Consider the following 11656-nt stretch of genomic DNA (forward strand, 5'->3'; position numbering starts at 1 on the left):
CTATTGCTGAAGAAGAACACGCTTCAGGAATAAATAAATTCTTACCAACCAAAAATCCGCTGAATACATGGGGAATCGTTGTGCTAATTAGCACTTTCATACTCATGATAGGATCAGCATACCTTGTATATTTTCTGCAAAGTGATTTTACTGAGATCAATACTGCCAGAATGAATACGACTTGGGGTTATGCTTTCTTTATCCTTGCATCTGCCCTTTTCCTATATCGAGGAGCATTTTTTATATACAATCTGGTGTTGTATTTCAAGTATAAACCAATTGAATCTGTTTCTAACGAGGAATTACCAACCTGTACCGTGATCGTTCCAGCTTATAACGAGGGAAAACAGGTATATGCTACGCTTATGAGCCTGGCAGAAAGTGAATATCCTACAGAAAAACTACAGTTACTTGCTATTGATGACGGTAGTAAGGATGATACCTGGAGCTGGATGCAGGAGGCTAAAAAAGTTCTGGGTGATCGTGTAGCGATTTACCAGCAACCTGAAAATAAAGGAAAAAGGCATGCATTGTACAGAGGTTTTAACCTTGGAACAGGTGAGGTTTTTGTGACCGTGGACAGTGATTCTGTAGTAAACGCAGACACTTTGAGAAATCTGGTAAGCCCATTTGTTGTTAACGAGAAATGTGGTGCCGTTGCAGGTAACATCAGAGTTCTGAATAATGAGAAAGCCTTACTTCCAAAGATGTTGAACGTGAATTTCGTACTAAGTTTCGAATTTATGCGTTCTGCAGAAAGTACACTGGAATCTGTGCTTTGTACTCCGGGAGCTCTAGCCGCTTACCGTGCCAGTGCAGTGTTTGAATGTCTTCCTGAGTGGATCAACCAGACATTTATGGGGAAACCCTCAGATATTGGTGAAGACAGAGCCATGACCAATATGATCCTAAAGCAGGGACAACACGTACTTTTCCAGAGAAATGCGTATGCATACACTAATGTTCCTGAGCAATATAAAGGTCTTTATAAGATGTTTATTAGATGGGGACGTAGTAATGTTCGTGAGAATATCGCCATGTCTAAATATGTATTTACTCAATTTAGAGAAGGTTCAACTCTTGGATCAAGACTATTGTTTATTAACCAGTTCCTGAAGATCATTATGAGTTATCCATTGATCATGATCATGCTATTTTTCGTGGTCTCTCACCCACTATTATTTCTAAGCTCCACATTTCTGGGAATTATGGTTTATTCCAGTTTCCCGGTATTGTTTTATGCTAAGAGATATAAGCTTTCAGAGTCATTATGGGCTTACTCATACAGTATTCTACATACTTTTGGATTATTCTGGATCACCCCTTACGCGATTGCGACCGCTAGCAGAAGTGGATGGTTAACCAGAGAACTAAGTGTGAAAAAATAACACTAAACCCCCAACAACTAAGAAAAGAAAAGCGATCCTGTTTAGGATCGCTTTTTTTATGATTCGGTTTTACATTTTGTACCGTATGAGACTGAAGAGTGAAACCGTAGCCCAGACCGCTTCCAGAATTATGAATGGAACGTAGTCCATTAAAACCGAAGCATAACAGGCCAAAGAGGCTCCTATCAAATTCAGTAAAATATAGATAAGGTCTTTGGTTCCAAGTTTTCCGGCAGCATTAAGCACATATGCCAGAAGAATTAGAAATACTCCTACTGACCCTATCCAGTCTATATAAGTCATACTCAGTATTATTTACCTTTTTTAGCATCCATAGGATTCATGAACCTGTGTAATAATTCTTCTGAAATTACCGGGTTTGCACCTTCCTTCGCCGCTACTAAAGCGCCTATTGCACAAGCTGTGTCCAACGCTAGCTGTGGTTTTTCACCCTGAAGCATTTTCGCTAGCAGCGTACCTAGAAATGAATCGCCGGCGCCTACCGTATCCTTAACTTTAACCTGGTATCCTGAGTTATAGTAAAGCTTTTTGTCATGCATCAAAACAGCGCCATGTCTGCCTTTGGTGACGCAAATGGTTTCAGCATTGGATTTCACCGCAATAAACAAAAGGTTTTGCTCCAGTGAATTATATTCTGAACCTAACATTTTTGCGATTTCAAACAATTCATCATCATTAAATTTGATGAATTCTGCATGCTGGATCAATTCAGCTAAGAGCTCTTTTGAATAATACGGTGGTCTCAAATTGAAGTCCAACACCCGGTAAGACGCTTTTGGTATAAGATCGAACAAGGTCTTTCTGCTTGCATCATCTCGGCAGATCAAACTTCCGAAGATAAATGCATCACTACGGGAAATCGATTGCTCTATAGTTTCTGTCGCCAGAATACCATCCCAGGCTGCGGGATAATTAATCGTATAGCTGGCCGAGCCACTTTCTGAAAGTTGTACATCCACCGCTCCCGTTTCCCGGGTTTCATCCTTTAATATATTACCGGTTTCAACTCCCTGAGTTCTGAGGTAGTCCACCAAATTTTCTCCTCTGGAGTCAACACCAACCTTACTGATCATTTCGGCATCTATTCCAAGACTGCTCAACCTTACTGCAACATTAAGCGGTGCACCACCAATTCGTTCCATATCTGGAAATACGTCATACAAAACCTCACCAAAACAAACCGCCTTTATCCTTTTTGACATACACTTTATTGTTTATTAAAATTTAGTTCATAAGCTTCAAAACTATCTACCATAAAATCTTTTTCTTCGGAACCAACCGAGAAAGTATCCCATGGCTGTTCAGAAAAAAAGATCTCTGTAATAACGGTTTTTCCATTATCAATAAATAATTCCATACTGGTTTTATCAAGTAGCATATGAACTTCCATAGAATTAGACGCTGTTATTCTCGGAGCAGTTGAGGGTGTCCCGGAAAACTTATCTGAAAAATCATTTGCTCCTGCCTTACTTCTGTCCATGCTGAATTTTTGTTCTGAATGATCATAATTCACCACGAATTTTTCTCCCTGTTCATTAGAAAGCGTAAAATGATAGTTCCCATCTTCCTCTAATCCGGAAATACTGAATTTCACCTCAGCTTTGGAAAGATCGATCGCTGATGTATCAATAAGCTTCAAATCTTTACTGGCTGAAAGTGTGCTTTTTCTGACTGGTTCACTTCTGAACTTTTGCAACTCCTCTACTGGCTGTGAAGTAACCAGGTACTGTCCATCTTCTTTGATAAGCTTCAGTTCTCTTGCAATGGTCATCGCACTTCTCCAGGTTTCGGTTGGTACTTCCTGTGCGTATAACCAGTTAGACATCCATCCCAGAAACAATTTCCTTCCATCTTCCTCTGGCACGTTAGCCCAGGTCACCCCAGCGTAATTGTCTCTTCCAAAATCTATCCAGTAATCATGCTTTTCTTCCAGATTGGTCATATTTTCTTCTGGAGTAAATGTTGTGCCATCAAAATCTCCTACAAAATACTGGGTTCCAGATCCACCATTATAGCCTCCAGGATTTAAACTTTGGATCAGCACCCATTTGGTTTCACCGGTACCTTCAACCTGCATTGGAAAGAAATCCGGGCATTCCCAGACCCCGTCATGTGCACCATTTCCCTGTCCGAATTCAGAAACTTTTTTCCATTCTTTCAAATCCTGTGAAGTATAGAACAAAGTTTTTTCGGTCGTTGCCAGAGCCATAAGCCACTGCTTGTGTTCCTTATCCCAGGTTACTTTGGGATCTCTAAAATTTTCAATTCCTGGATTGGGTAACACAGGGTTGCCTTTATATTTTGTCCAGGTCATTCCTTTATCAAGACTATAAGCGATCGCCTGCGACTGGTAATCCTTCTCACCCTTCTCTGCTCCTTTTGGTTCATGATAAGTGAAAATAGCCACTACCGGAGTCTTGCCATCCTCACCAAATCCTGAAGCATTATCCTTATCCACTACAGCACTACCCGAGAATATATAACCTTTTTCATCTGGAAATAACGCGATCTCCTGTTCTTCCCAGGTAATCATATCCTTACTCGTGGCATGTCCCCAGTGCATTGGTCCCCAAACATTATCGTCTGGATAATACTGGAAATATAGGTGATACGTGCCATCCAGGTAGAACATCCCGTTTGGATCGTTCATCCAGTTCTTTTCCGGAGTAAAATGAAAATTGGGCCTATAGGCTTCGTCACTGTTTTCCTCACCATCTGTGTGAGCAATTTCTTCGGAAGTTTCTTCAGAATTTTGATCCTTACACGAATTGAAAAACAGGCAGCAAACAGCCAGTGAGGTTAAACCGAATTTAATTTTATTCATAATATCAGGTTGTAGTTGAAATTTCTTTAATGGATAATTCTTCCGCCAGTTCTTCCAGGGATTTCCCCTTGGTTTCTGGCATCATAAAAATAACGAAAAACAGTTGTAGCACCATCATGAATGCAAAGAAGGCGAAAACCCAGCCTGCTCCAATGGTACTGAACAAATACGGAATACTGGAAGGAATGATCGCTGCTAGCACCCAGTGAGTTGAACTTCCAAATGCCTGCCCTGATGCTCGTAATCTGTTAGGGAATATTTCAGAAATAAATACCCAGATAACCGCTCCCTGTCCTATGGCGTGCGAAGCTATGAACAGGAATAAGAATATGGGCACCCATAAACCTCCCCAATTCAGAAAAAATGCAGCTGCGACCAGTGAAAGAGATATGATATAGCCTATCGATCCAAATAACAAGAGTTGTTTTCGACCAAGTTTATCAATAAGAAACACACCTAACAAGGTAAATAAAAGATTCACGACTCCAATACCAATACTGCTTAACAAGGCTGTACTTTCTCCAAGTCCGGCAGCTTCAAAAATTCTAGGAGCATAATATAGAAATGCATTGATGCCAGATAACTGATTGAAAAATGCGATTAGAAATGCGAGAATAAGCGGGAAACGGTACTTTTTCATAAAGATATTCTCACCAGTAATTTCAGTATCAGATTGTGTTTTAATCTCCTGAACTTTGGCGCTAACATCCAAACCTGGATTGATCCTTTCCAGAATGCGCTTCGCCTCGGCCATTCTTCCTTTAGAGACCAACCAACGCGGACTCTTAGGAATACCAATAACGAAAAGAATATAGAGGAAAGCTGGAATTGCCTCTACGCCAACCATCCATCTCCATGGTTCTTCTCCGGTATTTCTCAATAGATAATTAGAAAGAAAGGCGATAAGAATCCCAAGAACAATATTGAACTGGTAAAGGGCAACTAATTTACCACGTTTGTTGGCCGGTGCGATTTCAGATACATAGGCTGGTGCAGTAATGGTAGAAGCTCCTACACCAAGTCCTCCAAGGAACCTAAAAAATGCGAAAGTATAAGGATCGTTTACAAGAGACGAACCCAGGGCAGAGACGAAATACAGGATTCCAATAGCGATAAGTGTATTTTTTCTACCAAATTTATTTGTAGGAATACCTCCGAAGATCGCTCCAACCACAGTACCCCATAAGGCCATGGCCATCACAACAGAACCATGGAAGGCATCTGAAGTCCCCCATAATGCTTGTAATTGTTTATCTGCTCCTGAAATTACTACTGTATCAAATCCAAAAAGAAACCCGGCAAGGGCTGCACTTATGGAATAGAAGAAAATTTTATTCATGTTCGTTAGTAAAGTGAAATTGACCATCTCAGTAATAAGTTATGTATACCGAAATAATCAATCATTCAAAATTAATTGCAGAATTTAAGAATTATTAAATAAACTGAACCAACTATAAACAGATTAAAGCTTTTTAAGGATAAAAATTACCAAATTCGAGACACCCATTTGAAATCTATTTTATGAAATATCTCCACTCTGTGGGATACAAAAATGAATATTTTAGCTTCGAAACATATTGCGAAAATGTGCAAGCCAACAATTATGATTCATTCGGTTTTGATCTTGGCTATGTGTAAAGACCTTGAAAAAAGCTGATCCCGACAACAGATCTCTTCCTCTCTGTAATATAGAGACCCTGTAAATCTTTTCCTTCACTCGCGATCAATAATCGAATGGAATTTCACTTTACAGGTTCTTTATTTATGTACGAGTTGAATCACGCTGGCGAACAGATTGTGATCTTTTCCAGATTTCTGTCTATGGAGGATTAATTTTAAATTCAAATTCGAGAGTTAATAGGCTCAATCAGTTTCTCATAATATTAACTATGAGCAATTCATTTTTATCTAATTTTGAAGCTGTACCAACCAATTGATCATGGAAATATTTCTACAACCAGATACCTGGGTAGCTCTTCTAACTCTTACTTTCCTGGAAATCGTTCTGGGAATAGACAATATCATATTTATATCTATAGTAGCGGGCAAAGTTCCCGAAGAGAGTCAGAAAAGAGCAAGGATTGGAGGCTTATCTATTGCATTGATCATGCGAATTTTGTTGCTTTTAAGTATTACATGGATCATTGGACTTACCGAACCGGTGCTTACCGTGGCAGATTTTGAATTAAGCTGGCGTGATATTATTCTGGTCGCCGGTGGGATATTTCTACTAATTAAAAGTACACTTGAAATTCACCATAAGGTAGAAGGACAGGAGGAAAATAAGACCACCGAAAATGGTAAAAAGCCAACGATAAGTTTTAGCTCTGCGATCGTACAGATCGTACTTCTGGACATTGTTTTCTCCTTTGATTCCATACTTACTGCTGTAGGTTTGACAGATCAAATTATCCTCATGATCATAGCGGTAATTGTTTCTATCATCGTGATGATGATCTTCGCTAAACCTGTAGGGGAATTTGTAAACAATCATCCCACAATTCAGATCCTGGCTTTATCGTTCCTGATACTCATTGGAGTGATGCTTATCGTTGAAGGTGCACATTATCATGTCCCAAAAGGCTACATCTATTTTGCGGTATTCTTTTCTTTAGCGATAGAAATGTTGAATATGCGTTATCGTAGAAAGAATACTTAATCGATAATTTCGTAGTGAATTGGCTTAAAGGTTCCACCATTGCTATCTTCAGCAGAGCACGCCGTTAAAGCAACTATAAGGTCCATTTTCGCTTCGAACAGAACATAGTCACCGGCTTTGCTTAAAGGTGGATCTACACTAAGTTTTCCTTTTGTGTCGAACTGAACGTTCATAAAAATATTGAATGCGGTAGGAATATCATCTGGCTGAATTTCGAACTTCTCCAGGTTGGTATAAAGATTTTCAAAGCAACTTGGGTGATACTCATTATTATTATACATGATCTGGAAAGTTTCAGGACTGCACGGTGCTAGCAAAAAGTCATTTCTACCGTTGGTATCTTCCAGGATCTCCATCATTTTATTACTCCTGTTACTCCAGAGATGATCACCCTGACTAATCAAAATACTTTCCTCAAAATCCAGAGTTTTGCCAGATGAGATCTTTTCCCGCGTATCTTTCGCATTAAAAAGGACCATATCGCTTACCTGTTCACCGTTTGGATCGATTACTCTCAATTTCTGACCTTTATGTAGTCTGAATGCCGCACCCGTTTGTCTTTTGATTACTTCGATCATTATAAATTATGTTCGTTTTTAATGTCTTCTGAAATTTGATTTTTTAGAGGATCTTCTGAAGCATCTAATTTGCCTACTACTCTTTCCACATCTTTAGAATGGTAAGACTGGTGTAGTTTTGCGATACCTTCAACTTTTACAGGATCGATCCAAAACCCTGTGATCTGCGGAAGGTGATCTTCCAGCATTTTCTTCGGAATTTTATCATAGTAAAGAGGATCTTCCTGCTCTTTTTCGAAATTGGCTACCAGCTTGGAAAGTGATTCTCTTAGTTCTGAATCTGACTGAAGTTTAATTTTGCCATTCACATGCACTGCCGAATAATCCCAGGTGCTGATGTCCGCTTCTTCGTACCAGGAAGAGGAAACATAAGAGTGAGCACCTTGAAATATCACTAATACCTCGACATCATTCTTCAGAAATTGTTGCTGTTCATTATGGTTTGCGATATGCGAAAATAATCTCCAGTTATCATCTTCAGATTGATCGATAAGCACAGGAATATGCGTAGCTAGAAGATGTTCCCCTTTGAGAACGAACGTGGCAAAAGGAAATTTCCGAATAAATGGGAGAATAAATTCATCCTCATCTTTCCGGTATTTTTTTGGTCTGTACATTTTTTAATTTCCTAATGAAAAGGGCATTTCCATTCTTTATCAACTTTACGCCCACTATATTGCTTAGCCTCACTGTTATTTCCAAAGTCTTCCAACATCGGGTTGATTGAACCCTGCAAAGCTACGTCCCGATCACGAATTCTATCGCGAACTTTTTGATAGGTTCCCATATCCCTGAGTTTTTCGAACTGCCAGTGTAAATTGAATGTCAGAGTAGTATATGGACTTTGTCTTGCCTTTCTAGAAGAATTTGGATGTAATCCCACAACATAAAATGCTTTACCTCCAATGCTAAAACTAAAATTTTCGTCTTTGGGGTTATCACTCACCGCGGGATCCCATGGCTCATTATCCAGTTTATGAATGTTGCCTAATTGCTTCCATAGTAATTCTTCAAAGCAAATTTCAGAATATTCCGGAGAAATTGGAAATACTGCCAGGAATGTTTTGAAATCATTCGATTTAAAATCGTAAGCTTCAATATAGTCTTTTAGATCCTTTAATAATCTGGCAGAAGTCTCCATACTTCCAAAGTCATCATAAGTTTTGAGAGTGAACTGGTCCATGGCGAAAATAGTCTTAGCCATGATGCATGGGTGCTCATTCTCAAGAATAAATTCGGCATATTCTGCCTTTATCTGTTCATCTGAAACAGCTTTTAAACTCTTCCGTTTTGTTCTTTCCTTTACCTGCATCTTCTTTCTATTTTGAAACGTCTTTATATAGATAATCTTCCAATTCCTCGTCGTCCTTATCAGTATGTAAAACCGAAATATCTCCGGTTGCTTCGAAAACCACCGCTCTAACTTCTTTCAGCCTGATCACATTCGCTTCTCTTAACTTAGAACGAAGATCTGCTTCAGTCACCCGGGCCTTTTTCAAATTTTCATGTAAAATTGTTTGTCCATCCATAAGCATCAAAGGACCATTATCTACAGCTTTCTGAACGATTTCAAACCTACGCAGGATTGCCACAAAAAGTTGTAGAACATATACTGCTGCAATACCAACTACACCCTCCCACAAGCTCACGCTTTTACTTAGAACGGTAGTTGCTACCATAGACCCCAGTGCTACGGTCATAGCAAAGTCAAAACTGGACATTTTAGAAAAACTTCTTTTACCGGCGATGCGGGTAAAGATGACAATTGCGATATAGATCCCTATTGCTGTTAAAATAATTGCAACAAAGGATGGAATGTCAAAGGCGAACCACTTGTCCATTTATATTTGATTTAAAAATCGGGTGTAATCCAAAGAAAAATTTCTCAAGATCTACCCGAATTTTGGTTGAATTTCAATTTACTCCGGCTTTTAATTAATTAAATGTTAAGCAGTCATAATCATTTCAAAATTCCCGAGTTTTGTAGTGAAACCGTTAAACTTTCAGGGAAAGTCATTAATTTCTAAATTTTAAAAATGGAAAAGATCAACAAAATTGGCCATCGTGGTGCTAAAGCTCATCTCGCTGAAAATACACTGGAAAGTATTGAAAAAGCGATCAGTCTCGGGGTGAATATGATCGAGATCGATGTACATCGATGTGCTACTGGCGAATTGTTCGTGATTCATGATTTTACCCTGGACAGAACAACTAATGGCAGCGGAGAAGTAGCTAAAAAAAGCAGTGCAGAAATGCAGTCATTTTTGATCGAAGAGCGGTTCAAAATTCCTACGCTACACGAGGTACTGGATCTTATAGAGAATAAATGCCAGATCAATATTGAGCTTAAAGGCAGGAATACTGCCGAAGCGGTTTCAGAAATTATTCAGTATAAAGTTGAAAAGGAACAATGGGAATATAGCAACTTTCTGGTTTCCAGCTTTCAGAAGAATGAATTATTCGAAGTCAAAAAGATCAATTCCAGTATCCCGCTGGCAGTCCTAAGTAAAGCGAGTGTACCTGAAGCGATAGAACTTGGAAAGAAACTGGATGCAGTGGCGATTCACCCTTCCGTAGGAATTATTACAAGAGATAATACGAAGTTATGTCAGGATCATGGCTTTAAAATAAACGTGTGGACCGTGAATGAAGTGAATGATATCGTGAGAATGATTGATTTTGGGGTTGATGGTATTATCTCAGATTACCCGGATCGATTACAGAATCCTGTTAAGTTGTCACAAAACTAAATACTAGCTTTTAGTTGTTTATTTTTGCCATCAAATAGCTCAATTTTGGAATATTTCGACAGGATCATAGTAGGTGGCGGTGCAGCAGGATTTTTTACAGCGATCAATATTGCTGAAAATAACAGGTCTCTGAAAGTCCTTATCCTGGAAAGAGGAAAGGAAGTTTTGAATAAGGTTCGCATCTCAGGTGGTGGCCGGTGTAATGTTACTCATGCTGAATTTATTCCTGCCGAACTGGTTCGTAAATATCCCCGCGGAAGCAAAGAACTTCGAGGACCCTTTCACAAATTTATGACCGGTGATACCATTGGCTGGTTTGAAGACAGAGGAGTTTCTCTTAAAACTGAAGATGACGGAAGAATGTTCCCGGTTACAGATTCTTCGGAAACCATTATTGAATGCTTCAGAAAGGAATGCGATAACTTGAAAATTGAAGTCCGCACTGGTGAAAGTTTAAAAAGTTTTTCTTCTGAAGATAATTACTGGAAAATTAAAGTAGGCTCCAAAGAATATTCCTGTGAGAAACTGATGCTTGCTACAGGCAGCAATTCGAAGATCTGGAATCTTTTGAAAAATAGCGGACATTCCATCGTAAATGCTGTACCATCCCTTTTCACGTTTAATATTGAAGATGACAGAATTAAGGACCTTCCCGGAATCGCTCTGGATTCAGAAGTAGAAATTCCCGGAGCTAAACTTAGCAGCGATGGCCCATTGCTCATTACCCACTGGGGTTTCAGTGGTCCTGCGATCCTGAAGCTTTCAGCATGGGGCGCCAGGGCTTTAAATGAACTTCAGTATAAATTCAGCATAAAAGTGAACTTGATTCCTGGTGAAAATGAACTGTCGATCATCGAGACTTTAAAAGATCTGAAACAGGAACATTCCAAACAACAGGTTTATAAAAGAGCTCAGTTCGACCTTCCAAAAAGACTATGGCACAGCCTTGTTCTTGCTTCTGGCATTTCTCAGGATAAAAAATGGGCAGACCTCAACAAGCAGCAATTATCGAATCTGGGCGCACAGCTTACAGCGGCCGAATTTAATGTAAATGGTAAAAGCACTTTTAAAGAAGAATTTGTGACCGCTGGAGGAATCGATTTAAAAGAGGTAGATTTTCAAACATTTGAAAGCAAACTTCACCCTAATCTATATTTTGCTGGAGAGATTTTGAATATCGACGCAATCACTGGAGGTTTTAATTTTCAGAATGCGTGGACAGGTGGATTTCTTGCTGCAAAAGCTATGAGTTAAGCCGCCAGATCTCGAAATTAAAAGCGAAGGCCAGAAGAATCCATACCGCATATGGAATAAGCATATATGCAGCTGTAGTACTTACGATCTTAAACCATTTTATGGTGAACAGTGTAACCACAAACAGCAGTGCCAGATCCAGAAGTGCCATGACTGGTTTTTCAAGTGCAAAGAACAGCAGG

Annotated in this window: 13 protein-coding genes; 4 read left to right on the plus strand and 9 right to left on the minus strand. The window is 39.3% G+C overall.

Annotation, left to right across the window (positions count from 1 at the left end; translation table 11 throughout):
* The first annotated feature begins 2 nt into the window (after positions 1 to 2).
* Positions 3 to 1388 carry a glycosyltransferase family 2 protein gene (locus ACNKXS_RS02560; RefSeq protein ID WP_417919495.1) on the plus strand — a complete coding sequence of 462 codons (1386 nt, stop codon included), beginning with the start codon at positions 3 to 5 and terminating at the stop codon, positions 1386 to 1388.
* 69 nt (positions 1389 to 1457) lie between these two features.
* On the opposite strand, the gene ACNKXS_RS02565 is transcribed toward ACNKXS_RS02560, so the two are convergent.
* From ACNKXS_RS02565 to ACNKXS_RS02580, 4 genes are read right to left on the minus strand one after another with little or no spacing between them, the layout of a single operon-like run.
* On the minus strand, positions 1458 to 1691 hold the full coding sequence (locus ACNKXS_RS02565; protein ID WP_141878946.1) for a CBU_0592 family membrane protein: 234 nt from the start codon (positions 1689 to 1691) through the stop codon (positions 1458 to 1460).
* Between the two features lie 8 nt (positions 1692 to 1699).
* Positions 1700 to 2611, minus strand: coding sequence for a carbohydrate kinase family protein (locus tag ACNKXS_RS02570; RefSeq protein ID WP_417919496.1), 912 nt, complete (start codon positions 2609 to 2611; stop codon positions 1700 to 1702).
* A gap of 5 nt (positions 2612 to 2616) precedes the next feature.
* Complete coding sequence (locus ACNKXS_RS02575) at positions 2617 to 4233, minus strand: glycoside hydrolase family 32 protein (protein WP_417919497.1); 1617 nt, start codon at positions 4231 to 4233, stop codon at positions 2617 to 2619.
* A gap of 4 nt (positions 4234 to 4237) precedes the next feature.
* Positions 4238 to 5572 (minus strand): sugar porter family MFS transporter, encoded by a 1335-nt coding sequence (locus ACNKXS_RS02580; RefSeq protein ID WP_417919498.1) that lies wholly within the window; start codon positions 5570 to 5572, stop codon positions 4238 to 4240.
* 600 nt (positions 5573 to 6172) lie between these two features.
* Here ACNKXS_RS02580 and ACNKXS_RS02585 point away from each other — a divergent pair.
* The gene (locus ACNKXS_RS02585; protein WP_417919499.1) at positions 6173 to 6892 is read left to right on the plus strand and encodes a TerC family protein; all 720 of its coding nucleotides are present in this window, start codon (positions 6173 to 6175) and stop codon (positions 6890 to 6892) included.
* On the opposite strand, the gene ACNKXS_RS02590 is transcribed toward ACNKXS_RS02585, so the two are convergent.
* Genes ACNKXS_RS02590 through ACNKXS_RS02605 form a run of 4 tightly spaced genes read right to left on the minus strand, consistent with a single transcriptional unit; the run spans position 6889 to position 9311 of the window.
* The gene (locus ACNKXS_RS02590; protein WP_298527357.1) at positions 6889 to 7470 is read right to left on the minus strand and encodes a DUF1989 domain-containing protein; all 582 of its coding nucleotides are present in this window, start codon (positions 7468 to 7470) and stop codon (positions 6889 to 6891) included. The genes ACNKXS_RS02585 and ACNKXS_RS02590 overlap by 4 nt on opposite strands.
* Positions 7470 to 8087, minus strand: a complete 618-nt coding sequence (locus ACNKXS_RS02595; RefSeq protein ID WP_417919500.1) for an FMN-binding negative transcriptional regulator — start codon at positions 8085 to 8087, stop codon at positions 7470 to 7472. Before ACNKXS_RS02595 ends, ACNKXS_RS02590 begins: the two co-directional genes overlap by 1 nt.
* An 11-nt stretch (positions 8088 to 8098) precedes the next feature.
* Entirely contained in the window at positions 8099 to 8782 is a 684-nt protein-coding gene (gntA, locus tag ACNKXS_RS02600) for a guanitoxin biosynthesis heme-dependent pre-guanitoxin N-hydroxylase GntA (protein WP_417919501.1), read from the minus strand.
* A gap of 7 nt (positions 8783 to 8789) precedes the next feature.
* Positions 8790 to 9311 carry a DUF421 domain-containing protein gene (locus ACNKXS_RS02605; protein ID WP_417919502.1) on the minus strand — a complete coding sequence of 174 codons (522 nt, stop codon included), beginning with the start codon at positions 9309 to 9311 and terminating at the stop codon, positions 8790 to 8792.
* A gap of 195 nt (positions 9312 to 9506) precedes the next feature.
* Here ACNKXS_RS02605 and ACNKXS_RS02610 point away from each other — a divergent pair, with 195 nt between their 5' ends.
* Both ACNKXS_RS02610 and ACNKXS_RS02615 read left to right on the plus strand, forming a co-directional pair.
* A complete protein-coding gene (locus ACNKXS_RS02610) occupies positions 9507 to 10220 on the plus strand; it encodes a glycerophosphodiester phosphodiesterase (RefSeq protein ID WP_417919503.1) in 714 nt (237 codons plus the stop codon).
* Positions 10221 to 10262: 42 nt separating this feature from the next.
* The gene (locus ACNKXS_RS02615) at positions 10263 to 11474 is read left to right on the plus strand and encodes a BaiN/RdsA family NAD(P)/FAD-dependent oxidoreductase (RefSeq protein ID WP_417920133.1); all 1212 of its coding nucleotides are present in this window, start codon (positions 10263 to 10265) and stop codon (positions 11472 to 11474) included.
* Here ACNKXS_RS02615 and ACNKXS_RS02620 read toward each other — a convergent pair.
* Positions 11464 to 11656 (minus strand): tryptophan-rich sensory protein (locus ACNKXS_RS02620; RefSeq protein ID WP_417919504.1); only part of this gene is annotated, 193 nt, incomplete at its 5' end. The two genes, ACNKXS_RS02615 and ACNKXS_RS02620, sit on opposite strands and share 11 nt — an antisense overlap.

This window comes from Christiangramia marina (assembly GCF_048285865.1).
GTDB classification, from domain to species: Bacteria; Bacteroidota; Bacteroidia; order Flavobacteriales; family Flavobacteriaceae; genus Christiangramia; species Christiangramia marina.

Coding starts and splice junctions, on each gene's coding strand:
- ACNKXS_RS02605 (WP_417919502.1), bottom strand. CDS start 9,311: ATGGACAAGTGGTTCGCCTTTGACATTCCATCCTTTGTTGCAATTATT.
- ACNKXS_RS02570 (WP_417919496.1), bottom strand. CDS start 2,611: ATGTCAAAAAGGATAAAGGCGGTTTGTTTTGGTGAGGTTTTGTATGAC.
- ACNKXS_RS02595 (WP_417919500.1), bottom strand. CDS start 8,087: ATGTACAGACCAAAAAAATACCGGAAAGATGAGGATGAATTTATTCTC.
- gntA (WP_417919501.1), bottom strand. CDS start 8,782: ATGCAGGTAAAGGAAAGAACAAAACGGAAGAGTTTAAAAGCTGTTTCA.
- ACNKXS_RS02610 (WP_417919503.1), top strand. CDS start 9,507: ATGGAAAAGATCAACAAAATTGGCCATCGTGGTGCTAAAGCTCATCTC.
- ACNKXS_RS02580 (WP_417919498.1), bottom strand. CDS start 5,572: ATGAATAAAATTTTCTTCTATTCCATAAGTGCAGCCCTTGCCGGGTTT.
- ACNKXS_RS02565 (WP_141878946.1), bottom strand. CDS start 1,691: ATGACTTATATAGACTGGATAGGGTCAGTAGGAGTATTTCTAATTCTT.
- ACNKXS_RS02585 (WP_417919499.1), top strand. CDS start 6,173: ATGGAAATATTTCTACAACCAGATACCTGGGTAGCTCTTCTAACTCTT.
- ACNKXS_RS02590 (WP_298527357.1), bottom strand. CDS start 7,470: ATGATCGAAGTAATCAAAAGACAAACGGGTGCGGCATTCAGACTACAT.
- ACNKXS_RS02575 (WP_417919497.1), bottom strand. CDS start 4,233: ATGAATAAAATTAAATTCGGTTTAACCTCACTGGCTGTTTGCTGCCTG.